This window comes from Agaribacterium sp. ZY112 (genome assembly GCF_041346925.1).
Taxonomy (GTDB): domain Bacteria; phylum Pseudomonadota; class Gammaproteobacteria; order Pseudomonadales; family Cellvibrionaceae; genus Agaribacterium.
This window is the reverse complement of record NZ_CP166840.1, coordinates 326,928-352,238: the sequence shown is the minus strand read 5'-3', so window position 1 is coordinate 352,238 and position 25,311 is coordinate 326,928. Positions and strand designations below refer to the sequence as shown.

Here is a 25,311-nt window from a genome sequence, read left to right as displayed (position 1 = left end):
AAATAGGCGATGCACAGTTGTTTGCTTTTTGAGCAAATACTGCATGCACAGATTGCCTCGCAATGCTCTCAAGCTTTTGTGACGGGGTCTAGCGTAGACTTGGGCGCCAGAAAAATAATGGCGCGCTTTTTTCTGTGTGTTGGGTTTTTACTCTACTCTTCTGTGATCTAGTGCTGTTTGTTAAATAGGCACTGCTCTTGTAGGGGCTTAAATGGAAAAGGAATAGAAGGAAATGCGCTTAGCGGGGCTGACGTGCTGCTGTTTGTTTTTACACTAATCTAGGGTCAAAAAATCGGCCCCGCAGGGCCGATGAGTATAGTTATTAATTAATAAGAACTTAGTGCTTCATTAACATGCGTCGGGCTTCTTGCTCTAAGTCGATATAATCCGTGCCTTCAACTGTGATGCCAACAAAATCAATGTTGCCGCCTTTGAAACGACCCGGCGATTGATATTCTTTACTAACGGCATCGCCACTGTCGTAACCAATACACAGGCCGTCACCGGAGAGTGTGAATTTACCAGGCTGGGTACGCATGGGGCCTTCAGCAACAACTTTGTCGTCTATGTAGAGTTTGGCTTTACCGATGGACTCGCCGTGCTTGCCACTAGACTCTTTAATAAACTCAACACCGAGGGTGTATTTGCCGGGTTTGAGTTTTTCTTTGCTTGTGAACTTTTGCTCCGGGTCTATGCCGAGGAAGTTGTACACGTAGTTGAGTTTACCGTCTTTAATAAACAAACTGTGGCCACCGAAGCGCGAGCCGTGGGCAAAGAGAACACCGTCACTGCCTTTGGTGATTTCCACATTCGCTAAGATTTTATAGGAGCGGCCGCGAACATTGGCTGCAACACCTTCAGGCACGGGGGCGGTATCCGGGAAGTAGATAAAGCGCTCGCGTTTTTTCTCCGTTGTAGGGCGATAGGTGGTTAGGATTTCAAGCGGAGTTCTGTCATCCAATGGTAAGACCAAGTTTTCCTGAGCTTGCTTGTACCACTCTTTTTTCAAGGCTTCGAGTTTTTCGGGGTACTGCGCAGAAAGGTCGGTGGATTCAGATCTATCTTCTTCTACGTTGTAGAGTTCCCACCTGTCATGTTCAAAGTTGCCTTTACCAAAGGGCGCGTGCATAGCAACGGCTTTCCAGCCATCTTTCCAAATTCCGCGTGTACCAAACATGGTGTAGTACTGAACTTCTTTTTGGGTTTTGGCATCGGGAGTGGCGTCAAAGCTATAGGCCATAGATACACCGTTAAGCGGGTATTGAGGAACACCTTTAAATACTTCAGGCATTTCTAAACCGGTTAACTCAAGAATGGTTGGCACAATGTCGACACTGTGGTGGTACTGGTGGCGCAGCTCTCCGCGCGCTTTAATGCCTTTAGGCCATGAGATAACGAGTGGATCACCGGTGCCGCCTGCAAATTGTGAATAGCGCTTAAACATTTGGAAAGGTGAAGAAAATGCAGCAGCCCAGCCTGTGGGGTAGTGGTTATAAGTCTCAGGGCCACCCAGCACGTCGAGGTACTTCATGTTTTCTTCCATTTTATCTGGCCAGCCGTTAAAGAATTTATTTTCGTTAACAGAGCCGTTGGGCGTACCTTCGCCGGAAGCACCGTTATCGGCAGCGTAAAGAATAATGGTGTTTTCCAATTGTTTGCTTTTTTCTAGGTAATCGATCATTCGACCAACTTGAGCATCGGTGTACTCAGAAAAACCAGCATAGACTTCGGCCATACGCACAAAGAGTTTTTTCTCGTCGGCGCTTAGGCTATCCCAAGGGCGAACCGCATCATTGGGGTCGGCCATATCTTTAGGCATGGGATTAATTGGCGTGAGTTTGGTTGTTGCAGGTACGATGCCGCGCTTTTTCATGCGCTCTAATACCCACTCACGATATACCTCATAACCGTCATCAAACACGCCTTTGTATTTGTCGGCATAGTCTTTGGGGCTGTGGTGAGGGGCGTGGTTGGCGCCAGGGTTAAACCACATAAACCAAGGTTTAGATGGGTTTGAGGCTTTTTGATTGCGAATCATCTTAATGGCTTGGTCGGCCAAATCTTTACTTAGGTGATAGCCGTCTTCGGGCATATAGGGCTGGTCGATAAAGTGGTTGTCTTCAACCAAGTCGGGATACCAGTTATTAGTTTCACCACCTAAGAAGCCGTAAAAGCGGTCAAAACCTTGTTGCAGAGGCCAGGACTTGCGACTGGCACCTTCGGCGACATCGGTTTCTGGAAGGTTGTGGTTTTTACCCACCCAGAAGGTACTCCAGCCATTTTCTTGAAGCACCTCGGCCATGGTGGCCGTTTGCTCTGGCAGGCGACCATGCTGGCCGGGGAAACCGTTAGTGGCTTCAGAGATGGAAGCAAAACCGTTGACGTGATGGTTGCGCCCCGTCAATAAAGTGGAGCGGGTTGGTGAACACAGGGCGGTTGTATGGAACTGGGTATAGGTCAGACCATTTTCGGCAATTTTGTCGAGGGTCGGCATATTAATAGCGCCACCATAAGGTGACCAAGCCGCTAAACCGGTGTCATCGTATAACACTATCAAAACATTGGGCGCATCACTCGGAGCAGCCTTGGGCATGTAGGGTTCCCAATCGGCTTTGGATTTACGGATGTCGATATCGATTTTGCCTTTAAATTCCTTGGCCGCTTTTTCGGCCGGAGTGATTAAGGCATCGGAACTAGTCAGCTGGGTGCTTTCAGCTTTTTCTACTTCTTTTACAGCGAGCTTTGTTTCTTCTTTACAAGCGCCCAGACTAAAGCTGAGCGTCGCGGCAATTGCAGCGACTAAGATGCGGTGCTTCATTGGTCCATCTTCCATGTAGTGTGATGACATGAGCTTGCACTATCTAAACAGGGGCTTAGGGTTTAAATAGGCGGCGCCCATTGTTGCTTATACGAACAAGTAGCGTATACACAAACTGCCCAGCAATGCTCTCAGGCTTTTGTGGCAGGGTCTAGGGTTGAAGTGCGTGCCAGAAAAATAATGGCGCGTTTTTCGTTCCGCAGGCTTGGATACAGAGCCTTAGTAGCTCTGTAGTTTTAGTGGTTCCTCGTCGAGAGCAAAGTGTTGTTCTTTAAGTTCATTAATATGCTCGGCCCAGTAGCGCTCGGTATTAAACCAGGGGAAGGCTTGAGGAAAGGCTGGGTCGTACCAGCGTTTTGCGAGCCATGCGGCGTAGTGCATTAAACGCAGGGTTCTTAAGGGCTCGATTAAACGAAGCTCTGCGCGATTGAATTCGTGAAACTCTTCGTAACCTTCTAAGAGCTCAATAAACTGGCGTGTTTTTTCTTCGCGCTCGCCATTGAGTAGCATCCATAAATCTTGAATGGCGGGGCCGGAGCGGCAGTCATCGAGATCGACAATATAGAGAGAGTCCGGCCGGCTAATAATGTTACCCGGGTGACAGTCGCCATGTAGGCGAATACGCTGGTAATCGTGCTGGCTAAATTGCTCAGAGAGTTTTTCTATAAGCTGTTCGCTAATAGCTTCATAGGCGGCTCTTAAGCTGCTAGGTAGCATATCTGAATTTAATAGAAACTCGCGGCTATTGCTGGCGAAGCTCTCAAGGGTTAGCTCAGGCCGACATTGCATTGCACTGGCGGCGCCAATGGCATGGATCCGGCCGAGATGCTGGCCCAATGTATAGAGCGTGTCGAGATTATCGAGTTCAGGGGCGTGGCCGCCTTTGCGCTCAGCTAAAGAGAAACGATAGCCTCCGTAGTGAAACAAGCTTTGGTCGTCGTGTATTACTGGGGGAATGACGGGGATTTCAGCTTCGTGCAATTCAAGGCTGAACTGGTGTTCTTCGAGAATTTGCTCATCGCTCCAGCGCTCGGGCCTGTAGAACTTGGCGATTAGAGGTTGCTCGTCTTCAATACCCACTTGGTAAACACGATTTTCGTAGCTGTTTAACGGGAAAACACGCAAGTCGCTTAAGTAGCCCAGACTTTCAACCGAATCGATAACTTTGTCGATACTGAGCCCATCAAAAGGAGGTCTGGCATGGGCTGAGGTGTTTTCCTCTGCTGGTGTTTGGATCTCAATGTTGGACACGTGTTTTTCCATCTCGCTTAGGCTGTTCAACATTATCACTGTTCGTGCTCTTAAGTGCCATGCTTGTCTTAAGCACTATTGTTAGTACTACCTATACTGAAACGTAGATTACCTTACTAGATAGGATCTTGACGTTAACCTCCTTGCCGATATAGAAATGTTCCAGCGGTTTAAGCGCAGCGTAATTGGGCGCTGTATCTGCGTGGCTGTGTGTTTTTTAATAGTTGTTCCGTCTGTGGTTTTGGCTGCAGGGAATTCTACTGCGGTCGATGCCGAAAAAACGATTAATAAGCCTAAGGTACTTAAAGTTGCTATTTATGCCGATGGTGGTACTCATCGTGGGCACTTGCGGCGATTAGTTAAAGAGTTTGAACAGAAAAACCCGAATATAGATGTGCACTTAATGGCGACACGCGGCATCGGGGAATACAACGACAAGGTTGAGTACTGGATTCGCTCAGGTAGTGGACCTGATTTAATATATTGGTACGGGGGCCAGCGTTTAAACCAGTTTGATCGTAAAGGCAAAGTCACTGATTTAAGCGCCTTCTGGTCTAAAAATAATTTACATAAAGACTTCCCGCTTGCCCTTCGTCAAGCATCCATGCATAAGGGCAGAATGCTAGCGATACCCATTACTTACTACTTTTGGGCTTTGTATTACCATGAGCCGAGTATTAAGGCGATGGGCTTGGACTTGCCTACAAACTGGGTCGAGCTTATGTATGGCTGCACGAGTTTGCGCGAGCAGGGCATTGATCTGTTTACCTTTGGTTCACAAACGGCGTGGGCCACGCATGGCTGGTTTGATTATTTTAACCTTCGGGTCAACGGCTTGGATTTTTACAGGGGTTTATTGGCCGGTAAAATTGCTTATACCGATGTGCGTGTTCATACCGCTCTCTCATATTGGAAGCAGTTATTAGAGTCGGATTGTTTTAACGCCAACCACGGCTCTTATAATTTATGGCAAAGCTTCCCTAGAATTTATCATGGCCTTTCGGCCATGAGTTTGATTGATGGGGTACCACAGGGAACAGCTCAAGAGCGTCGGCAGGGGCTGCGCTTAATGCCCTTTCCATCGATTGTTGAGGGCATTCCTCGTTATACTGTCGCGCCTGTTAATGTGTTTTTTGTACCCGCTTATGTCGAGCCAAGCCCTGAGTTAGACACATTACTGCTCTATATAGCGAGTGCCGACTTTCAGAGTGAATTTAATAAAAGTATTTTTAGGCCTCCTGCTCATATTAAGGGCAAAACCTATGGTGATAGCCGCACACAAGCAATGCAGGATGCTATTCGAGATTCAGCGGGAGGTATTCAGTACTTAGATCGGGATACGGAGTACGCTTTTGCTAAAGAGGTGCCAGCCATATTGGTGAGCTTTTTAGAGCATCGAGATATTCATCGTACGACAGCACAGCTGGAGGCTTTGCGCCAAAAAGTGTTTATTGAGACGGATAAATAATATGGACTGGCAGAAGATTTACCGCTGCCAGTGTTTCTGCTACTTAATCTCGTTGCTTGTCTCTAAATCCTGCTGACAAATAGCCTAGTAGCCGCTAGGCGCTTTTTAACATGGCCATTGCGTGAGCGAGGCTTTGCTCCGACGCAACATCGCCACCCATCATGCGAGCTATCTCAACGACTTTTTCATCGTTATTGAGTTGGTTTAAAGAGGAGTTCACCGAGTCTTTGGCTATGGTTTTCTCAACTCGTAAATGTTGATGGGCTTTACTGGCTACTTGGGCCAGATGGGTCACACATAGCACTTGGCCTTGCTCGCCTAACTCGCGTAAGAGGTTGCCGACGATATCTCCTGTTGTCCCGCCTATGCCGACATCAACTTCATCAAAGACCAAGGTGGGGATGGTGGAGGTTTGAGCGGTGACTACTTGAATTGCCAAACTGATTCGGCTTAATTCTCCACCAGAGGCAATTTTACTAAGCGCTTTAGGGGCTTGGCCGGGGGTGGTGGAAATTAAGAAATGAACCTGTTCATTGCCATTGCAGTGTGGCTTTTCATCGAGTTCAACAAGTTCCACAACAAAATCGGCGTGGCCCATGGCGAGCTGGGCGAGCTTGCCATTGACGGCGCGGTTTAATTTCGTGACAGCGCTTTGGCGTTTACGGCTGAGTTTATCTGCTAGTTTTTGGTAGTTTTCTAAGTGTTCACGCAAGGCCTTTTCAAGGGCTTCAATTTGTTCGTCCCCACTTTGCAGCTTCAGTAGCTCAGCACTGAGTTGCTGGTGTAAGGCACTGAGTTCTTCGGGCAAAACTTTATGTTTGCGGGCGACATCGTAGATGCTGCTTAAGCGCTGCTCAATCTCAGGTAGCCGTGCTGGGTCTAGCTCATTGCTAAATTGTTCGCGCTCAATGTCTGCTTGGGCCTCTTGGCTGTTGATCAGGGCTTGTTCCAGTAAAGATTGCGAGTTAAGTAAGTGCTCACTTTTTTTTGGTAGCTCAGTGAGTACCCTCAAGGCGCTATGTAGCTTAGCAAGTAAGCCGTTCTCATCATCATTACAGAGTTCATTAAGGTATTGGCAGCTCTGCTGAATGGACTCTAGGTTGGCAAGTTGGCGTTGCTCTTGTTCTAGTTCATTGAGTTCGTTTTCACCAAGGGCGAGTTGATCGAGTTCTTCAACTTGGTAGCTAAGCAATTGGAAGCGAGCATCAATCTCATCGCTTTGGCTTTGTAAGTGTTCTAATTGCTCTTTACAGCTATGCCAGTGGAAATAGGCGCGTTTCACTTCTTTTACCAAGCTTCGCTGCTGGCCAAAAGCGTCAAGCAGGCGCTGCTGAGTTGTATTTTTTAGCAGGCTTTGATGTTCATGCTGGCTGTGAATATCGACTAGCATGTCACCTAGCAGTTTAAGTTGTTGAAGGGTGACGCTTTGGCCGTTTATAAATGCGCGAGAGCGACCTTCGCGAGTGACTACTCGGCGCAGCAAGCACTCGTCCTCATTGCCTAGCTCTTGCTCGCTTAGCCACTTACCAATAAAAGGCAGCTTGCTTACGTTGAAGCTCGCTTGAATGTCTGCCCGCTCGGCACCATGACGTACCTTGTCGGCATCGGCTCTGTCACCGGCCACCAAACCTAGGGCATCGAGCAAGATGCTTTTACCTGCGCCGGTTTCACCAGTCAGAGCACTTAGCCCGCGCTTTAGTTCAAGCTCGAGTTGTTCGACAAGTGTGAAGTTGCTGATTTGTAGGTGGGTGAGCATGTCAAATTCCCTGTATGTGCGAACAGATGTGTTTATTTATACAGTACTTTTTGTAGGCTTGCCAATAGTCTGTTTAAGTTTTCTTCAATTTTTACCCTTGAAGCGTGAATCAAAGCCCCCATATAGGCGCCAGACCTTAAGAAACTGCTATGAGTTCGGAGTAAGTACGTGAGTAGCGAAGATCAAAAAAACGACGCTGTTGAAGAACAGGTTGAGTTAGAGCAAGAAGCTGAAGTTCAAGCTGAAGCTGACCTTAGTGAAGAAAGTAGCCCAGAGAATGATGCGGCTGCAAAAATTGCAGAGCTTGAAGAGAAGCTAGCCCAAGTGCAGGAAAATGCCTTGCGAGCCGCAGCTGAAGCTCAAAATGTTCGCCGACGTGCAGAGCAGGACGTTGAAAAAGCGCATAAGTTTGGATTGGAAAAATTAGTGAACAGCTTGTTACCTGTGGTGGATAACCTGGAGCGTGCACTCGAAGCCGCAAATACAGAAGGTGCGGATGTTAATGCCTTGAATGAAGGTGTTGAATTAACGCTAAAAACCTTCCATGACGCATTAAAAGGTCACAAGGTTGAAGCCGTTGCACCGGAGGGCGAGCCGTTTGACCCTAATTTGCATCAAGCAATTTCTGCTGTGCCTAGCCCTGATGTTGAGCCAAACACTGTGCTTAATGTGGTGCAGAAAGGTTATACCCTGAGTGGCCGTCTAGTACGCCCTGCGATGGTTGTTGTTAGCAAGGCCGACGCTTAAGCATTTGTTAAAGCCCCCTTGAAAACAGAAAAAATGATCCTATATATGAGCCAAGCTTAACGCTCCGGTCTCATTAGAGAACGAACAGATTTGAATTTAGCAGTGCGCGCAGCGCTCTGCCCCAGTAAGTGGAGATTGAAAATGGGTAAGATTATTGGCATCGATTTGGGTACAACCAACTCGTGTGTATCGGTACTTGAAGGTGAAAAAAGCAAAGTAATTGAAAACGCAGAAGGCGATCGTACTACGCCATCAATTGTTGCGTTTACTGATGAAAGTGAAGTATTAGTTGGCCAAAGCGCAAAACGCCAAGCGGTAACTAACCCTCAAAACACCTTGTTTGCCGTTAAGCGTTTGATCGGTCGTAAGTTTAAAGACGATGTTGTGCAGAAAGATATCTCAATGGTTCCTTACACCATTGCTGCTGCCGACAACGGTGATGCTTGGGTAGAAGTGAAGGGCGACAAAAAAGCGCCACCCCAGATTTCTGCTGAAGTTCTTAAGAAAATGAAAAAAACCGCTGAAGATTATCTTGGCGAAGCAGTGACCGAAGCGGTTATTACCGTTCCTGCTTACTTTAACGATAGCCAGCGTCAAGCAACTAAAGATGCAGGTAAAATCGCCGGTCTAGAAGTTAAGCGTATTATCAATGAGCCAACTGCTGCGGCACTTGCCTACGGCATGGACAAAGCCAAAGGCGATCGCACTATTGCTGTTTACGACCTTGGTGGTGGTACTTTTGATATTTCTATTATTGAAATCGCTGACGTTGATGGCGAGCACCAGTTCGAAGTATTGGCAACCAATGGTGATACCTTCTTAGGTGGTGAAGATTTTGATTTGCGTTTGATCGAGTACTTGGCGGAAGAGTTTAAATCTTCTAACGGTATTGATTTACACAACGATCCACTGGCGCTTCAGCGTCTTAAAGAAGCGGCTGAAAAAGCCAAGATCGAGTTGTCTTCAAGCCAGCAAACAGAAGTGAACTTGCCTTATATCACTGCTGATGCCACTGGACCTAAGCACTTGGTGGTTAAGTTAACCCGCGCCAAGCTTGAGTCTTTGGTTGAAGAGCTTGTGACTCGTTCACTTGAACCATTGAAGATTGCTCTTAAAGATGCAGATCTAAGTGCCAGTGAAATTGACGATGTGATCCTTGTTGGTGGTCAGACTCGTATGCCTCTTGTTCAGCAAGCGGTCACTGACTTCTTTGGCAAAGAGCCACGTAAAGACGTTAACCCTGACGAAGCGGTAGCAATGGGTGCTGCGATTCAAGGTGCGGTATTAGCTGGTGACGTAAAAGACGTATTGTTGTTGGATGTAACGCCTCTTACTCTTGGTATTGAAACCATGGGTGGGGTAGCGACGCCATTGATCGACAAAAACACCACGATTCCTACTAAGAAATCTCAGGTGTTCTCAACCGCTGACGATAACCAGTCGGCTGTGACTATTCACGTTGTTCAGGGTGAGCGTAAGCAAGCTACAGGGAACAAGAGCTTGGGCCGTTTTGATTTGGCTGATATTCCTCCTGCTCCACGAGGCATGCCGCAAATCGAAGTGACTTTTGACATCGATGCCAACGGTATCTTGAATGTAAGCGCTAAAGACAAAGGCACTGGTAAAGAACAGAGCATTGTCATCAAAGCGTCATCAGGTTTAAGCGATGATGAGATCGATTCAATGGTGCAAGATGCTGAAGCCAATGCTGAAGCGGATCGTCAATTCGAAGAATTGGTGAGTGCACGCAATACCTTAGAAGGATTGATCCATGCAACGAAGAAGACTGTTGAAGAGGCGGGTGACAAAGCTACAGCAGATGAGAAAACTGCCATCGAAGCTGCAATCACAAAAGCAGAAGAAGTAGTTAAGGGCGACGACAAAGAAGCTATTGAAGCGGCAACCAAAGAGTTGACTGATGCGTCTGGCTCTTTAGCTCAGAAGCTTTACGCAGAGCAAGCTCAGGCAGGTGAAGGCGCTGCTGAACAAGCTGCAGATGCTGGTGCAGAAGCAGCTGACGACGGTGTTGTTGACGCTGAGTTTGAAGAAGTGAAAGACGACAAGTAAGTCGTTAAGCAAAGCCTAGGCGGTAACGTCTGGGCTTTTTGCGTTTTAGCTTTGCGCCGAGTGGCGCAGGGAATAAAGATAACAACGCGGGGCTTGCTCCGCGTTTGTTGTAATTGAAATAGACAGAAAAGTTTGTAGCACCTATGTCCAAGCGCGACTATTACGAAATACTCGGCGTCAGCAAAGACGTCTCGGAAAAAGATCTTAAAAAGGCTTATCGCCGTGTGGCGATGAAGCATCATCCGGATCGCAACCCAGACAACAAAGAGTCGGAGGAAAAATTCAAAGAGGCTTCTGAAGCCTATGAAATTCTTTCGGATTCTCAAAAGCGAGCCGCCTACGATCAATATGGTCATGCGGGTGTTGATGGCCAATCTGGTATGGGTGGTGGCTTTGGTGGCGGCGGAGCCGGTGGTTTTGGTGACATCTTTGGGGACGTATTTGGCGACATCTTTGGTGGCGGCGGCGGTGGCGGTCGTGGTGGCCCAGCTCGTGGCTCCGACCTGCGTTACAACCTTGAATTGAGCCTTGAAGATGCTGTTAAAGGTAAAACCGTAAAAATTAAAGTGCCTACCTTGGTTGCTTGTAAACCTTGTGACGGCAGTGGTGCGAAAGCGGGCTCAAAACCAACAACGTGTTCAACGTGTGGTGGTCACGGTCAGGTGCGTATGCAGCAGGGCTTTTTTGCTGTTCAACAAACTTGCCCTACCTGTCGTGGTAAAGGCACCATCATTAGTGATCCTTGCACTAGTTGTCATGGTCAAGGTCGAGTAGAAGAGACTAAAACCCTTTCGGTTAAAGTGCCTCCAGGTGTTGATACTGGCGATAGAATTCGTTTGTCTGGTGAGGGAGAGGCTGGCGCTGATGGTGGCCCTTCCGGTGATCTCTATGTGCAAATGCATGTTCGTGAACACGAATTTTTCCAGCGCGATGGTAAGAACCTTTATTGTGAAGTGCCCATTAGTATCTTTGATGCCTGCTTAGGTGGTGAGATCGAAGTGCCGACCTTGGATGGTCGAGTGAAGTTGCGTATTCCAGCAGAAACACAAACTGGAAAAATGTTCCGTTTGCGTGGCAAGGGCGTCGGTTCAGTTCGCGGTGGCGGAGCTACCGGCGATTTGATGTGTCGTGTTGTATTAGAAACACCGGTTAATCTCAATAAAGAACAAACCTCTCTTGTTGAGCAGCTGCGTGATTCAATGAAAGGTAAAAAACACAGTCCTCGCCAGCATAGTTGGTTTGAAGGCATGAAGAATTTTTTTGGTGATATGAAGTTGTAATTTGGCTTTGGTGCAGGCGAGTATTCGGTAGTACTTCTCGAGACTCGCCGTGAGCCCTTCCGTGGGGGCTCAGCCGCGCCATCCATGGCGCAGATGGTCTCGCTAAGTACTACCGAATACTCGCCCGATACAAGGTGCCAATTCCAACTTGCATATCACAAGTGGCAGAGAGGACTCGGCAGATGCGTCGAGATTTCGCTACTATTCTTCATTCAAATTTAAGTCCTTGTTTGTTCAATGTGTTTTGAACTGGCAGAGAAATACAAAGAGCGGTTCCGGCCAGTTGGGCTGGACCGTCTGCCGCATGGATGCGGCGGCCGAGCCTATAGGGATGTATTCACGGCGTGTCCAGACAAACTGTGCCGGTACTGCTCCGAAGCACTTATCCACGCCTAAGATTGATCTAACTTGCACTAAGTTGGTTGAGAAAAAAGATGACAACAAAAATTGCAATTGCCGGCGCTGCCGGTCGTATGGGCCGCATTTTGATTGAGGCGGTACAGAATAATGAAGATGCTGTTCTCGCGGCCGCTATTGATAGGCCAGACAGTTCGCTTATTGGTGCCGATGCCGGTGAAGTGGTTGGTCTCGGTAAGCTTGGGGTTGCCATCAGTGGCGACCTTGCGGCCGTCATTAATGACTTCGACGTATTGATCGATTTTACCGCGCCTGTTGCCACAGTTGCCAACGCAGCGCTGTGTGCTGAATACGGAAAAGCTATGGTGGTTGGTACCACTGGCTTTAGTGACGAAGAAAAAGCCGAATTCAATACAAGTTTGGCTAAGATCCCAGCCATTGTGGCTTCAAACTACAGTACCGGTGTAAACCTTTGCTTTAAGTTACTCGACATTGCCGCGCGAGTTATGGGCGACGTCAGCGATATCGAAATCTATGAGGCTCATCATCGTCACAAGGTTGATGCGCCTTCTGGTACGGCGCTAAGCATGGGTGAAGTAGTCGCCGATGCTTTGGGCCGCGACCTCAGCAAAGTTGCTGTTTACGGTCGTGAAGGTCAAACCGGTGCGCGAGAGCGCGATACCATTGGTTTTGCAACTGTGCGTGGTGGTGATGTAGTGGGCGATCATACAGTGAGCTTTTTGGCTGACGGGGAGCGGGTCGAGATTACTCATAAGGCCTCTAGCCGTATGAGCTTTGCCAGTGGTGCTGTTCGCGCTGCGGTGTGGCTGGCCGGTAAAGAGCCAGATTTGTACGACATGCAAGACGTTTTAGAGCTGCATTAGCCTTATTGTAAAGCCCCAGCCTTGTTGGGGCTTTTATCTGTTTTTTCTATTGGGTTTAAAATGGCCCAGCCATTGGTTTGTTGATTGATAAAACCATTGTTCTCGTAAATTTCTCTGATTAAGCCTTGTTCCCGCATCTTATGTACGCCGTTATTCATAATGTGGATAAGGCGCTCACTGCTGGGCGCCTTTAACGAAATACCAAATGCGCGAATATCGTGAATAACAATTTTTACCCCCTGTAGGGGGTAGAGATCGACACCGCTATAACGTACAACAAGTTCGTCATTGTTGGGGAATTCGTGCAAGGTAAAGTCTCCCCTGCCAACACTCAGCATTTTAATCATGGAGTCGTAGCGTATTGTTGAAATGCTACTTGGCGTAAGCTCATTTAATATGCGCCAGTCGTGATGCCATGAGCGAAGGGTTACACCAAGATAATTATTTAGCGGGTAGTGCTGGCCTTTTTGTTGTTGTAGGGGGTGATTCTTGGTGGTGTATATGCCTTTTTCAAACTCACCAAGCCGAATAGTTGCTTCAGTTAGGTGAATTAACTCGGGGTTAATGTCTGAGGCCCAAAGGCTTTGGGCGGCGATATGGGCTTTGCCATCTTGTAGCATTTGAATCGCACGTCCGTAAGTGGGGGACGGAATGAGTTCTAGCTCGGCTTCTACACCTTCCATCTTTAATGACATGCAAATTAGCAGTAACTCGACAGCTGCTCGATCAAGGTTGTCCTGTTTGGCTAGCTCGTTACAAAAGTCCCTCTTGTTGTTTATTTTGTGTCGCTCAATGGTGGACACATTAGTGGCAATCTTGAGCTGCAGTTTTGATTGATAGGGGGTCTTATTCTGCTGTGCGTCAACTTGGTTGAAACTGAACAATAGGCATATGAGTACCGTCACTGCAATCCACAGTGGGCGGGAGTTCATCGGTGACGTCCTGTGTACCCAAGCAGTAAGTGTTGAAAAAGCACACACAAATAAAGTGCCTCAAATGGTGGGGCTTACCTAAGCTAACTATAGCAGGATCTAGGCTGGCGACCAGCCTTAGCTGCCCTGTTCTAGAGGGCCTGGAAGCTTCGCCGGTAGTTTGCCGGAGTGCTATTAAAGGTTTTTTTAAACTGCCTATGAAAGTAGCTCATATTCCTAAAGCCCACGTCGTAAGCAATGGCTTCAATACTTAGCTCGCTGCTCTTTAATAGGTTGCTCGCTCGATTGACTCTGTATTCACTAAGGTAGTGGCTGAAGGGCTTGTCCAAGCTGCGCTTAAAAAAGCGGGCGAAAGAGCTTTGGGTCATGTTACACAGCTCACACAACTGCTCTATTTGAATGTCTTGTTGATAGTGCTGTTCTACAAATTGCAGAATCTTTTCGATGCGTTCGCTGCTATTGGCGTTGATACTTAAGCTTTGGCCTTCACTTAGGTAGCTGTAGTCACTATTGGCTAGGCTTTGAAGTATGCGAAGTAGGGCTATCAAGCTATCAAAAGGGGGCAGAGAACAGAGCATTTCTAGTTTTCGGCCAAGCTCCTCACTGAGGGTTTGAGAGAAAATAAGACCTCTATCGCTGTCTTTAAGCAGCTTGTTTATTCGTGTTAACTCAGGTTGTTGCAGCCAGTCTTTGCCAAGCAGCCCATCATCCCACTGTGCAAAAATAGACTCAACTCGGCCCGCCGTTTCATCACTTTTCCAGCAGTGAGGCAACATACTACCAACTAAGACCAGCTCCCCTGATGCAAAAGGTCTAATGCTATTGCCGACATAGCACAGGCCTTCACCTTTCTTAATGTAAGTCAGTTCCCATTGTGGGTGGTAATGCCAGGGGCTATTAAAGCTCTTAGCTTGATAGTTTCGGCTGTAAAAGCTTTGTTGCTGACCTGCGGCGATGTGTTCGTATTGGGCTTTCACAATCTACTACCTATAAGAGTGTATTGAATCTGTTTGACCGAAATCAAATATACAGAATGGGTGACAAAATAGTACATAAACTTGGCTGAATAGTATTAAGTTCTTTGCCTCTTGCTCCTCTAATCTAGCCGCATATTCAGTGCAACTAGCAAGAGAGAGTTTGACGATGTGCTTTGATGTTGTAGTCAGCGGCCTAAATGTAGTGGATCTACTTTTCACTTTACCCGAGCAGGTAAAGCGAGACAGTAAACACGAAGTTGAATCTATTTTGATTCAAGGTGGCGCACCTGCGGGTAACGCGGCAAGTGTGATGGCCCAATTAGGAATGAAAACCGCATTCCTTGGCAATGAGGGTGACAATGTATTAAGTGATATCGCCAAGCGTGAGTTACAGCGCTGCGATGTCGACACCTCATTGATGTTGAAAAAGCCCGAGCACAATCCTGCCGTTGCTTTGGTTGAAATCGATCCGAATAACGGCGAACGCACCGTTTTTTACAGCTTAAATCAATACGCCGCCCTTGCGCCGAAAGATATTGATGACAGATGGCTGCGCGACACCAAGTTGTTGTTTGTCGACGGCTACGACAGGGCTGGAAACATTGCTTTGCTTAAGCGCGCTCGCGAACTTGGTGTCCCTTCTGTGCTCGATGTTGAAGCTGGATCTCGCGAAGAGCTACTTGAGATGATCCGCCTTGGCAGTCACGCCATTTTGCCTCTGGAAGCAGCTGTTGCGATTACAGGTAAAGAAAAACCTGAAGAGGCCTTGGTTGAGCTGGCTAAAAATAGTGATGCGCAATTTGTTATTACCGACGGCGCCAAGGGTTCCTGGGCTTGGTTTAACCAGGATGTTGTCTACCAAGGCGCTTACAAAACCAAAGTGGTCGATACCACAGGCTGTGGTGATAGCTACCACGGTGCCTATGCCTATGCCCTGCTCAACGGCATGAACATTAAAGAGCGTATGCAGTTTGCTTCTGCTTACGCGTCCCTTGTCGCTCAGCATATTGGTGGTCGTACCTTCCACCCCTCAGCCGAGCAAGTCTTTGAAGTAATTAATCGTAACGAATTGCTGTAATTCGCCTGGAGTAAATTATGAGTGTTGATTTTTTAGCTAGAGTGGGCGTCGTCCAAAAACAAATGGACGAGCTGGTTACTCCAGCCCCAAGTAAAAGTGATTGTGCCATTGGCCTGCTTGGCCTTGGTTTGGAAATGCATTTTGACTGGGACCTTTGTAAAAAAGCCTATACAGAAGCGGTAGCCGCAACTAAAGAAGTTGTTCCCGCTGCGGCGACTTTGCTTAATGCCGAAGAGCCTGTGCAAACCAAAGAAGATGTATTGGCTTTATTAAATGAATATAAAGCCAAAGGCATGACGGGTTTGATTATTTATCACGCCTCATTTATCGACGGTGCTGTTGCTCTGGCGGTTGCGACTTGGTTAAAAGACAACAATATGCCGGTGCTTAGTTGGGCGCACACTGAAATGACTGGCGGTAACTTGCGCGCTAACCGTTTCTGCTCACAGAACTTTATGCTCAATGTATTTAACAATATGCAAATTAAATACAGCTGGGTGTTTGAAGACATAGGCACCGATGCGCTGAATGAAATTTTGAGTCGCTATTGTCGTTCACTACTTGCTAAGAGTCGCTTAAATCAAGGCAAGTTGTTAATGATCGGTGGCATGCGTGTACCGGGTTTCTACGACTGTGAGCTCAATGAAATGAGCATTGCTCGCCACTTTGGTTTAAGTGTCGATAGAGTAGATCTGGAAGAACTCTGGCAGCACGGTGAAAAATTCACTGCAGAGCAAATTAATCCCATTGTTCAGGCTTTGATAAATTCTGAGCTCTGTGATGAAAACGAAGTTAAAGAAAAAGAATTGTACTTGAGTGTGCGTTTTGCTCTGTCAATTGCTGATTACACTCGTAGTGGTGGTTATCTTGGCATAGCCCTGAAAAATTGGCCTGAATTATTTGACCGCTACGGTATTGCTGGTGACGGCGCCGGTGGTTTGGTTCAGGACTTGGGTATTCCAGTTGCAGATGAAAGTGACATGGGCGGTTTGTTGACCATGGTGACTTTTAACGAATTAACGGAAGGTGCTGGTCTGCCTACACTGATGGATCTTAGCTACTTAAATGCTAACGATAATAAAGTGGGTATGTGGCACTGCGGTGGTACTGCAACACGTTTATTGCGCCAGGGCACCAAGTTCCAAATGCGCAACCACAGCATACTCGACAACTTCGATGAAGAAACCAGCTGCGGCATGATGCTGGAATTCCTACAGGAAACCGGCCCAATCACTGTTGCTAAATACCAGTACCCTCACGCTAGCAAGGTTATGGCTTTTGAAGGCGATATTGTTGATTCGGAAATGCGCTTCCGCGGTTCTTACGGTGAGGTCGATCCTAAAAACTGCACTACTAAGTCCGTTATCAATACTGTACTGACTAATGGCCTCGATCATCACTGGATTGTTGCCCGCGGCCACCTACTTGAAGATCTGCGCGAATTTAACCACTGGATTGGTGTAGATGAATTACCTATTTTGGATAGCGTCACTAGTGGTCGCAGCCAGCCTAAAGACATGAACTTCTAAGGAGAAGACAATGACTAAACCATTAGCTGAATTACTTAAAGATTACCGAGCTCAAGGTCGTTGCCTATCCGGTTTTAATGTCAACGATATTTACGATATCCATGCAGTTGTGGAAGCAGCTAACCGCCTTGACCTTCCTGCCATGTTAATGACCTATGGTCCTGTAGTTGAATTAAATAGCTCTTACCTATGCCGTAAAATGGCAGATGGTTTTGAAAAATTGGCAAACAACAAACTCTATTTGCACCTTGATCACTGCTCTGATGTTGACTTGTGTAAACAGGCCATTGATGACGGTTACGACTCGGTGATGTTTGATGGCTCACAAATGCCATTGGCTGATAATATTCGCGGTACTAAAGAAGTTGTAAATTATGCTGCTAGTGCTGGTGTTCAGGTTGAGGCCGAAATTGGCAAAATTATGGGCCGCGATGTGGTTGCCAAAACTGAAGATGACTACCTCGCTGCAGTTGCCGATGTAGTGGCTTTGGCAGAGGAGGCCGGCCCGGATTCAATTGCTGTTGGTATCGGAACCGCTCATGGTTTTACTCCAACAACGCCTAAAATTCATTTTGATCGCTTGCAAGAAATTGCCGACGCGGTAGTTGCGCCTCTTGTGCTTCACGGCGGCACAGGTATTCCTGATGAAGATATTCAGCGCTCTATCACCATGGGCATAGCCAAGATTAATATCGGCACCATCGTACATACTACTTATATGCGTGAAACTTACGATGTGATGAGTAAAGACGTTGCCGGTGCATATCCTCCTTTTTTAATGAAGGAAGTGATCCCTAAAGTGGCCGATGTTGTTTACGACAGGTTGTGCGCGGTTAATAGCATAAAGAACGGCTAAACTACTTTAAGTGGTTTTATAGTAGTTTTATATAGAGCGCGCTGAGTCTAATTCAGCGCGCTTTTCATTTTTGTCAAAACAAGTAGTTGATGCCAAAGAGTGCAGACCAAGCCTGTTTGCTTTTGACGAGTGACATCTGTGATAAATCGTCGCTTAAGTGTTGATACTCACTGAGTTGATATAAAGACCAGTGTGCGGAGATGTTGTAGATAAAATTAACTCCAGTTAAGAACTCGGCGCCCGATTTGGGGGTGTCACGGTTTATTAAACTAGGGTGGCTTAAAAGATACTCGGCTTTGTTGTTGTCTAAATATCGTGTGCCTACAAATGGCGTGGTTTGTAAGTTTTTGTATTGCCATAAATAACGATAGTTTAATGAAATTTCATGGCCGTTGTAGGTGTCACTAAGGTCACTTTGTGATCGCAAAACAACATGACCCCAGTTAGAGCCAAAGGCAAAACCAAAACCCGCCATGGTTGCATCATCTTGATTTAGTTTCTTATCAGAATATTCGCTTTTAAGATGCTTATAAGGCGCTTCTTCATACGCGAGGTGAAGTGAACTATACCAATAGACATCGTCTTTGCTGTCTCCGGCAAAGTACATGCCCAGCTCACTGCCATCTATATAAACGTATCGCCATAGAGCGGTAATGGCTGGAAAGTACTCACTGTTACTTTGTTTGTAGTAATTATTCTGCAGCTCAGCATAGGCGCCTAAATAGATACACGGCGCTGTGTAATCTTTGGCCGTGCCAGCTAGAACTTGCTCACATGTTTGGCTAAAACTTGTATGGCTAAAAAATACACTTGCGCCAATAAACAGGGGAATTGCGGTTTTCATGCAAATGGCTAACTAACTGTAAAAGAGAAACCTTAGTGTAAAGTTCCCGTGCAGCTATTTCTGTTCTTGCGTTGTTGGCTTATTGTCAGTGTCGGTCAGTGGCCATTGTAAGCTAATCTTGAGGCCACCTAGCTCCGACTTTTCTAAGCTTATCGTTCCGCTGTGAAGGTCCATAATATTATTAACTATGGCAAGGCCTAAGCCGCTGTTACCGTGATTGGCATTGCGGCTTTGGTCTGCTCGAAAGAAAGGGCGCAATACTTGTTTATATAAGTGAGTAGCTAGGCCAGGTCCGTCATCTTCAACGTATATATTTATATGTTCGGTAGACTCTAGGCATGTGATGCTTAATTGTTGTTTGCTGTAATGAAGCGCGTTGTTAAGAATATTGCTGAATGCGCGTAAAAATAAACTTCTATCTGCATATACGAATGTGTTCACTGGCACGTTTAAATCGATATTAAGCTTGGGATAAAACACGGCTCTTTCTTCGATAAGTCGCTCAAGTTCTGGGCGAATATTAATTTTTTTACAGTCGGGTTTTGAGGTTTCAAAGCTTAGTTTTGAAAACAACAAAATTTCATCGATTAGACTCTCAAGTTGATCTAGATCCGGGTCCATGGCTTCAAGCTGCTTGATGGTGTTTGTTGGCTCTGTATCAGAGCGGGCAATATCAAGAGCAAAACGCAGACGCGCAAGCGGTGTTCGAAGTTCATGTGCAGCGGCACCCATCATCACTTTTTTGTCTTCGAGCAATTTTTGTAATTGATCTGACATTTTATTGATGGAGCTAGCGAGTTGGTTAATAGGCGCTGGGGCAGATTCATTGGCTCTATTGTTAAAGCGCCCTTGGCCTATCTCTTGGGCGATATTGGCGATATCCTTTAATTGTCGCTTAATCGGCTGTATTAAATAAAACATCATCAAAGCTAGCCCTAGCAGTGTAAACACCAGCAAGGTTAAAAGCATTTGGTTGTAGGGCTGATCAAAATTGGTGTTGGGCTCAAATACTAAAGCTTTGTTCTCTCTATATGAAGGGTAGTAGACGTCGACTTCACTCTGAAATAGGCTTGCGCGCAAGGCGACATGCACAGAGTTTTGTTGCAGGCCTTTACGTACATCGTCAGGCAGGGTGTTTAGGTCGATTTCGCTTATTAAAAATGGATAATCGTTTTCAAGATCGCTAAAGTCTGGCGCCGTATTATGGAGTTGGGCCTGACTTACAATGCTTTTTTGTAGACCTAAGGTCATTCGCAAATAAGCTTTGGCTTCAGTTTTTGTATAGAAATCGGATAGGTAGAGTGTTGCCGCTGTAAGGGATACGGCACATGCTAAAACGGCACCGAGGTAGAAGCGAAAAAATAATTTAGTCATCACTGCACAGTAAATAGCCTTTACCACGAATGCTTTGAATATAGCGATGGGGGCTTGTTTGGTCGTTTAGCTTGCGTCTTAAGGTCACTATGCGTTGGTCTATAGATCTATCCATGCCGTCATAACTAATGCCTCGTAATAAGGTGAATAATCTTTCTCGGCTTAATATTTCTCCTGCACAGGTGATAAGTACTTTTAATAGTTCATATTCGGCATCTGTTAATTCAAGCCTTGTGCCCGCTTGTTCAACATAACGCTTGTTTAAATGTAAAACGAGATCGGCCACTGACAAACTATTACTCGCCGATCCATGCCGGCGTAGTAAGGCATTAATCCTCGCGTGCAATATATGAGGTCTTAACGGTTTACAGAGATAATCGTCTACGCCTTCGTTGAGAGCGCTGACTTCATTGATGTCGTCGTCGCTGGCGGTGAGCATGAGTATAGGGGCACTAAAGTCGGGGCGCAGTTGGCGGCAAATTTCTAAGCCGTCGACATTGGGTAACATTAAATCGAGAATAACGAGTTGAGGTTGCTTGTCTAGAATGCCGGTAACGGCGAGCGCGCCATCGTGGATGGCTTCGACTTCAAAACTTAGGCTGCGTAAATAAGCACAGATCAGATTTGATAGGCGTGTGTCGTCTTCGACCAAGATAATGTTTATTTTGCTGTTTGCTGTTGTGCTCATAATCTTGTTTCCTCATTTTTTTGAGGTGGCCAAGTGCGGAAGCTAAGTAATAAAGGGATCAAGATTAAGGTGATCAGTGTAGCAAAAATTTCCCCAAAAGCGAGAGAGGTCGCTGCAGGGATTAAATACTGGGCTTGCTCACTTTGTTCACTGAGGATGGGGAGTAAACCGGCGACCGTGGTGACTGTGGTAAGAAAGATAGCCCTCACCCTACTTTTGCAAGCCTGAACTAGGGCGTCTTTGTTGCCTTGTTCGCGTAGTTGGTTGCAGCGATTGACTAATACTAAGCTGTCATTAACGACAATGCCAGATAGCGCAAGCATGCCGAAGAAAGATAATACTGACAGTGGTAAGTCCATAACGTAGTGGCCAAGCAGGGCGCCAACAAAACCAAAGGGAATGACGGACATGATAATAAAAGGTTGTAAATACGACTTTAGAGGAATAGCCAATAAACCGTAGATGAGCAGTAGTGCAATGAGCAGTGCGTGTTTTAAACCATTGGATATCTCATCTTCTTTAGCGAGCTCTCCGGCACCAATAAGCTCTAAGCTTGGGTCTTGGCGTTTTAATTCCTGCCATAGCGAACTGTCGATGATGTTTTGATAAACCTGTTTGGCATTGGTTTTGTCCTTATCTATTTGAGCTTGAACTTGAGCGCCGTAACGCAAGTTCTTTCGCCAGAAGTACTGAGGCACATAATTGGCTTCAAATTCGACCACTGAGCGAAGGGGCACAAACTTGCCATTGCTTAATGCAATATTGATTTTTTCTAAATCGTGAATATTGTCCCTGTGCTGTTGGTCAAATCTTAGATAGGTCTTAACACGCTCATGCCCCCTGCTATAGCGCTGTAATTCAAGGCCTCCATAGCCATCGCCAATGTGGCGGGCAATATCTTCAAGGCGCAAATTCAGAGCTTCACCTCGTTCATTTAGACGCAGCTTTAATTCAGGTTTTAACGCCTGTAGGTCACTGCTAACACTGCTGACTTCGGGTAGTTGCTTTAGAATATGTTGTACGGCCTCAGCGGCAGCATTTAAGTCGTTAATGTTTTCACTATACACTTCAAGTTGAAAACCTCCGGCAGTCTCTTCGCTTGCGCTAAAGCTGAGTTTGTAGACGCCTTCGAGTGGCGCTAGATTTTTTTGCCATGCATGCATAATGGCCAAGCTGCCAATTTTTTTAGCCTCTGAGCTCAGTTGAGCATATAGTTCAGTTTCATTACCCACCGATGCAACCATTACTTTATTAATGGGTGCCTGATCAAGTGCATGTTCAAGTATAAGTTTCTGGTTGAGTTCCTTGGCTGCATGGGTGATTTTATCTGCATTGCTCAAGTTCATAGAAAAAGGACTTTGACTGTCTGAACTCATTTTGATTGAAATAATATTGCCCGGTATGGAAGGGAAAAACACACTGCGGATATGTCCCTTGTCTAACATGGCGATCACTAATATGAAGCTACAAAAAAATAGACTTAAAGTCTTTATGCGATTGTTGAGGCACCAGCGCAGGGAAGGTTCATAATAATGGTTAGTGAAATAATTTAGTTTGTCGTTTAAATATTTTCTTACTTGGCCTAAGTATCGACTTAATATATTTTCATTGTTATTTTTGCCGTTACTGTGAGCTAAGTGTGATGGTAGTATGAATTTGCTTTCAATTAATGAAAACGTCAAAGCAAGTATGACTACAATAGAAAAACTACCGAGAACTTTTCCAAGTGCACTGTCTAGCTGGGTTAATGGGAAAAAAGCAGCAATGGAAGTCAATACGCCAAATATGGTTGCCGTTGCAACTTGGTGTACACCGTGTTCGGCTGCGGCAATGGGGTCTTCTATTTGTTGCCTCGCTTCGTGTACGCTTTCTCCAACTACGACGGCGTCATCAACGATAATGCCCAGTACAATTATTAAACCAAGCGTTGTGACATCATTAAGCGAATAATCCATAAGCGGTGATCCGATCATGGAAAAAACACCGAGCACACTGATAGGAATGCCAAGTGCAACCCAAAACGCTAAACGACTCTGTAAAAACAAGCTGAGTATGATAAAAACCAAGATCAAACCTTGCCAGGCGTTACTGCTTAACATGTTTAACCTTTCTGTAACAAAGGTGCTTTGGTTGGCCCAGACTTCAGCTTGAATATCTTCGGAGAGAATGTCTTGGCTGCTGCGGATGAGGTTTTGAACATCTTCGTTTAGATCGATGATGTTGCCTTTCTGTGAAATCGCTATTTCAAAACCAACGGTGCTTTTTCCTTGGAATAGAACTCGGACATCCTGATCATTAAAGCCATCGTTAATCTCCGCAATGTCTTCTAGGCGAATTATTCGGCCGCTTGCGGGTATTTGCACGGGGATCTTGGCAAAGTCTAGTTTGTATTTGGCTTGCTTATCTGCACGAAGTTGTATGCGTGAATGCTGTGTTTTTATTTCGCCACTTCGGTAACGCTGGCTTCCTTGGGAAATAGCAAGGGCAACATCGTTAAAGCTAAGCCCTAAGCTTTGTAGCTTTGCGGGTGATACGTCTATGGATACTTCGTAGTCTTTTTGTCCCCATTGGTTTATTTGGCTGACTTGATCTAGAGAATATAATCGCTGTTTGAGTTTCTGTGCGGCTTTTTGTAAGGCTTGCTGATTAACATCACCATATATTTGTACGATTAAAGCGGGATAATTAAATTCAAGTAATTGAAGCTGGGGTTTCTCGGCGCTGCTTGGCAGGTTACTTAAGCTATCTATCCGTAAACGAGCGCCTTCGAGAAGCTTTTCGACGGGATAGGAGTCTTGTTTTTTAAGTTGCAGAATCGCCTGCCCGTCTATGGCAATGCTGGTGATAAAGTCCACCCCGGCCAAGCCTTCAAATGCTTGTTCCAAATCGCGATTGATACTTTGCTCAATCTCAGCGGCACTTGCTCCGTAATCAACGACGTTAATTTCTATCGTATCGGCAGGTAGTTTCGGGAAGCCTTCAATTCTGATTTCGTTGAGATTTAATAAGCCTATCAACATGATTGCAGCCATTAAGAAATTTGCTGCAACTGGATTGCGAATAAACCATGACATGAGTTTATTCATTGGTGACCGCCTTGAGCGTTAAGGTCTTGTTTGTGGGGTTCTGCTAATTGGCCGTCAATGAATCGTGCCTGTGGGTAAAGCACTAACTCTATGGATGCTTGTTTTAGCTCGGGTAAATACACGTAGCTGTGATTTGCGTCTTTAAATTTACTGATTGCGGGGCTGCTTCTTAGGCGGCTGTGTTTATCGAGCCACCAAATCAGGCTGTTTTTACTGAACGCTGAATGCGGGATGGCCCAAAGATCTTTGTGTTCGATGCCTTCAAGTTTTACGTCAACCCAAAGACCGGCTCTTGGTGCAGGTGCTGATACTTGATGCACTTTAGTGCTATCAAATTGAAAAAATAAAGAGCGAAGCTGAGTGTCTGGGTCGAGTTGCTGCGCTGCATTTTCTAATGTTATTGGCCACAAGGTATTCGAGTTAGAAATAAAGGCTTTGAGTAACGACTGGGGTGGGTGATCTGCGAATAGTTGTTGCCACTGTCTGGGGCTGAGTTGTAGTTCCAATTCAAGGTGCGTATTGGCGCTTATATGTATGAGCTCTTGTCCTTCATCCAGCCATTCTCCGAGGCTGAGCTGGCGCTGTGATAATTCGCCATCAAAAGGGGCTTTAAGGTCGGAATAGCTTAAACGGCGCAGCGCATAATTTAGTTGAGCTTGTGCGCTTTCAACTTCTGCCTGCGCTAGCTTTAATTGACTGGTTTTGCTGACTAAAGGGTCTGTCGGTACTTTGTTGTAGTGTTTTTTCCAGTCTTCTATGGCTCGCTGGGAGCGTCGCTGAGCTTGCAATAAACTGAGCTCTGCTTGAGCGAGAGCTACGTTAGCCTGTTTTAGTTCAGCCTTAAGGGCGCTGTTCTCTAAACGAATAAGGCTTTGCCCTTGCTGCACTTGCGCGCCATTGTTGAATGCTGGACTAATCCATTCCACTTGGCCTTCAACAAGGTTGTGCAATTTAGCTTGTTGATTGGGTTTGAGGTAGCCGTTGAGGCTTAGTCTCGCTTTGTGGCTCTTTTTAAATATGGTTTGCGTGCTCACCAGAGTGGCTTGCTGTGTTTGTTTTATCGCTTCTTTGGGTGAGGGCTCGTCTAAAGCAATCAGCGCCGTTAATAATATTAGCAAGGCTGAGCTTAGGTAAAAAAGATGGATGGGGCGTGGTTTTTTCATAGGCTTATCAATGTCACTGGTGCATACCTGCTTGGGCGATTTTGCTTGTTACTGCTTATTGGGCTTATGCCCTGTCAGTAATATAGAGATTTGCGGGCATCGTTTCCGTCAGCCATGACTATGAAATGTCAGCCTTTGTCAGCAAGGCTTGTAACT

At 46.1% G+C, this 25,311-nt stretch carries 18 protein-coding genes; 8 read left to right on the top strand and 10 right to left on the bottom strand.

Translation table 11 applies throughout. The features are described from left to right. Positions 1–337: 337 nt before the first annotated feature. Entirely contained in the window at positions 338–2,848 is a 2,511-nt protein-coding gene (locus AB1S55_RS01570) for a sulfatase-like hydrolase/transferase (RefSeq protein ID WP_370980022.1), read from the bottom strand. Positions 2,849–3,037: 189 nt separating this feature from the next. Next, the gene (locus AB1S55_RS01565) at positions 3,038–4,069 is read right to left on the bottom strand and encodes a serine/threonine protein kinase (RefSeq protein ID WP_370980021.1); all 1,032 of its coding nucleotides are present in this window, start codon (positions 4,067–4,069) and stop codon (positions 3,038–3,040) included. Positions 4,070–4,277: 208 nt separating this feature from the next. Between AB1S55_RS01565 and AB1S55_RS01560 the strand changes: the two genes are divergently transcribed. Further along, positions 4,278–5,537 carry an ABC transporter substrate-binding protein gene (locus tag AB1S55_RS01560; RefSeq protein WP_370980020.1) on the top strand — a complete coding sequence of 420 codons (1,260 nt, stop codon included), beginning with the start codon at positions 4,278–4,280 and terminating at the stop codon, positions 5,535–5,537. 94 nt (positions 5,538–5,631) lie between these two features. On the opposite strand, the gene recN is transcribed toward AB1S55_RS01560, so the two are convergent. Beyond that, complete coding sequence (gene recN / locus AB1S55_RS01555; RefSeq protein ID WP_370980019.1) at positions 5,632–7,293, bottom strand: DNA repair protein RecN; 1,662 nt, start codon at positions 7,291–7,293, stop codon at positions 5,632–5,634. A gap of 168 nt (positions 7,294–7,461) precedes the next feature. Here recN and grpE point away from each other — a divergent pair, with 168 nt between their 5' ends. The 4 genes from grpE to dapB all read left to right on the top strand — a co-directional run bounded on the left by grpE (position 7,462) and on the right by dapB (position 12,628). Next, positions 7,462–8,040, top strand: a complete 579-nt coding sequence (gene grpE / locus AB1S55_RS01550) for a nucleotide exchange factor GrpE (protein WP_370980018.1) — start codon at positions 7,462–7,464, stop codon at positions 8,038–8,040. A 141-nt stretch (positions 8,041–8,181) separates the two neighbouring features. Then, positions 8,182–10,107, top strand: a complete 1,926-nt coding sequence (gene dnaK / locus AB1S55_RS01545; RefSeq protein ID WP_370980017.1) for a molecular chaperone DnaK — start codon at positions 8,182–8,184, stop codon at positions 10,105–10,107. Between the two features lie 143 nt (positions 10,108–10,250). After that, on the top strand, positions 10,251–11,387 hold the full coding sequence (dnaJ, locus tag AB1S55_RS01540; protein WP_370980016.1) for a molecular chaperone DnaJ: 1,137 nt from the start codon (positions 10,251–10,253) through the stop codon (positions 11,385–11,387). Between the two features lie 434 nt (positions 11,388–11,821). Beyond that, on the top strand, positions 11,822–12,628 hold the full coding sequence (gene dapB, locus AB1S55_RS01535; protein ID WP_370980015.1) for a 4-hydroxy-tetrahydrodipicolinate reductase: 807 nt from the start codon (positions 11,822–11,824) through the stop codon (positions 12,626–12,628). Positions 12,629–12,630: 2 nt separating this feature from the next. Here the strand turns inward: dapB and AB1S55_RS01530 are convergent, their stop codons facing one another. Together AB1S55_RS01530 and AB1S55_RS01525 are read right to left on the bottom strand one after the other, a co-directional pair. After that, positions 12,631–13,560 (bottom strand): hypothetical protein, encoded by a 930-nt coding sequence (locus AB1S55_RS01530; protein WP_370980014.1) that lies wholly within the window; start codon positions 13,558–13,560, stop codon positions 12,631–12,633. Between the two features lie 131 nt (positions 13,561–13,691). Then, positions 13,692–14,537 (bottom strand): helix-turn-helix domain-containing protein, encoded by an 846-nt coding sequence (locus AB1S55_RS01525; protein WP_370980013.1) that lies wholly within the window; start codon positions 14,535–14,537, stop codon positions 13,692–13,694. 166 nt (positions 14,538–14,703) lie between these two features. On the opposite strand from AB1S55_RS01525, the gene AB1S55_RS01520 reads away from it, so the two are divergent. The 3 genes from AB1S55_RS01520 to AB1S55_RS01510 are packed head-to-tail and all read left to right on the top strand — an operon-like array spanning position 14,704 to position 18,000. Beyond that, entirely contained in the window at positions 14,704–15,615 is a 912-nt protein-coding gene (locus AB1S55_RS01520) for a carbohydrate kinase family protein (protein ID WP_370980012.1), read from the top strand. Between the two features lie 17 nt (positions 15,616–15,632). Beyond that, entirely contained in the window at positions 15,633–17,144 is a 1,512-nt protein-coding gene (locus AB1S55_RS01515) for an L-fucose/L-arabinose isomerase family protein (protein ID WP_370980011.1), read from the top strand. Between the two features lie 10 nt (positions 17,145–17,154). After that, positions 17,155–18,000, top strand: coding sequence for a class II fructose-bisphosphate aldolase (locus AB1S55_RS01510; protein ID WP_370980010.1), 846 nt, complete (start codon positions 17,155–17,157; stop codon positions 17,998–18,000). Between the two features lie 73 nt (positions 18,001–18,073). Here AB1S55_RS01510 and AB1S55_RS01505 read toward each other — a convergent pair whose 3' ends face one another. From AB1S55_RS01505 to AB1S55_RS01485, 5 genes are read right to left on the bottom strand one after another with little or no spacing between them, the layout of a single operon-like run. Continuing rightward, positions 18,074–18,844, bottom strand: a complete 771-nt coding sequence (locus AB1S55_RS01505) for a MipA/OmpV family protein (RefSeq protein ID WP_370980009.1) — start codon at positions 18,842–18,844, stop codon at positions 18,074–18,076. A 54-nt stretch (positions 18,845–18,898) separates the two neighbouring features. After that, positions 18,899–20,218: an ATP-binding protein gene (locus tag AB1S55_RS01500; protein WP_370980008.1), complete on the bottom strand. Its 1,320-nt coding sequence runs from the start codon at positions 20,216–20,218 to the stop codon at positions 18,899–18,901. Beyond that, positions 20,211–20,906, bottom strand: coding sequence for a response regulator (locus AB1S55_RS01495; RefSeq protein ID WP_370980007.1), 696 nt, complete (start codon positions 20,904–20,906; stop codon positions 20,211–20,213). Before AB1S55_RS01495 ends, AB1S55_RS01500 begins: the two co-directional genes overlap by 8 nt. Then, complete coding sequence (locus AB1S55_RS01490) at positions 20,903–23,992, bottom strand: efflux RND transporter permease subunit (RefSeq protein WP_370980006.1); 3,090 nt, start codon at positions 23,990–23,992, stop codon at positions 20,903–20,905. The genes AB1S55_RS01495 and AB1S55_RS01490 overlap by 4 nt, the downstream gene beginning before the upstream one ends. Next, a complete protein-coding gene (locus AB1S55_RS01485) occupies positions 23,989–25,155 on the bottom strand; it encodes an efflux RND transporter periplasmic adaptor subunit (RefSeq protein WP_370980005.1) in 1,167 nt (388 codons plus the stop codon). Before AB1S55_RS01485 ends, AB1S55_RS01490 begins: the two co-directional genes overlap by 4 nt. Between the last annotated feature and the right edge of the window lie 156 nt (positions 25,156–25,311).

Bases quoted from the DNA above. Each gene is read 5' to 3' on its own strand.
- AB1S55_RS01485 (WP_370980005.1), bottom strand. From the start codon at position 25,155: ATGAAAAAACCACGCCCCATCCATCTTTTTTACCTAAGCTCAGCCTTG.
- AB1S55_RS01510 (WP_370980010.1), top strand. From the start codon at position 17,155: ATGACTAAACCATTAGCTGAATTACTTAAAGATTACCGAGCTCAAGGT.
- AB1S55_RS01495 (WP_370980007.1), bottom strand. From the start codon at position 20,906: ATGAGCACAACAGCAAACAGCAAAATAAACATTATCTTGGTCGAAGAC.
- recN (WP_370980019.1), bottom strand. From the start codon at position 7,293: ATGCTCACCCACCTACAAATCAGCAACTTCACACTTGTCGAACAACTC.
- AB1S55_RS01490 (WP_370980006.1), bottom strand. From the start codon at position 23,992: ATGAATAAACTCATGTCATGGTTTATTCGCAATCCAGTTGCAGCAAAT.
- AB1S55_RS01570 (WP_370980022.1), bottom strand. From the start codon at position 2,848: ATGTCATCACACTACATGGAAGATGGACCAATGAAGCACCGCATCTTA.
- AB1S55_RS01520 (WP_370980012.1), top strand. From the start codon at position 14,704: ATGTGCTTTGATGTTGTAGTCAGCGGCCTAAATGTAGTGGATCTACTT.
- AB1S55_RS01500 (WP_370980008.1), bottom strand. From the start codon at position 20,218: ATGACTAAATTATTTTTTCGCTTCTACCTCGGTGCCGTTTTAGCATGT.
- dnaJ (WP_370980016.1), top strand. From the start codon at position 10,251: ATGTCCAAGCGCGACTATTACGAAATACTCGGCGTCAGCAAAGACGTC.
- AB1S55_RS01530 (WP_370980014.1), bottom strand. From the start codon at position 13,560: ATGAACTCCCGCCCACTGTGGATTGCAGTGACGGTACTCATATGCCTA.
- dnaK (WP_370980017.1), top strand. From the start codon at position 8,182: ATGGGTAAGATTATTGGCATCGATTTGGGTACAACCAACTCGTGTGTA.
- dapB (WP_370980015.1), top strand. From the start codon at position 11,822: ATGACAACAAAAATTGCAATTGCCGGCGCTGCCGGTCGTATGGGCCGC.
- AB1S55_RS01515 (WP_370980011.1), top strand. From the start codon at position 15,633: ATGAGTGTTGATTTTTTAGCTAGAGTGGGCGTCGTCCAAAAACAAATG.
- AB1S55_RS01505 (WP_370980009.1), bottom strand. From the start codon at position 18,844: ATGAAAACCGCAATTCCCCTGTTTATTGGCGCAAGTGTATTTTTTAGC.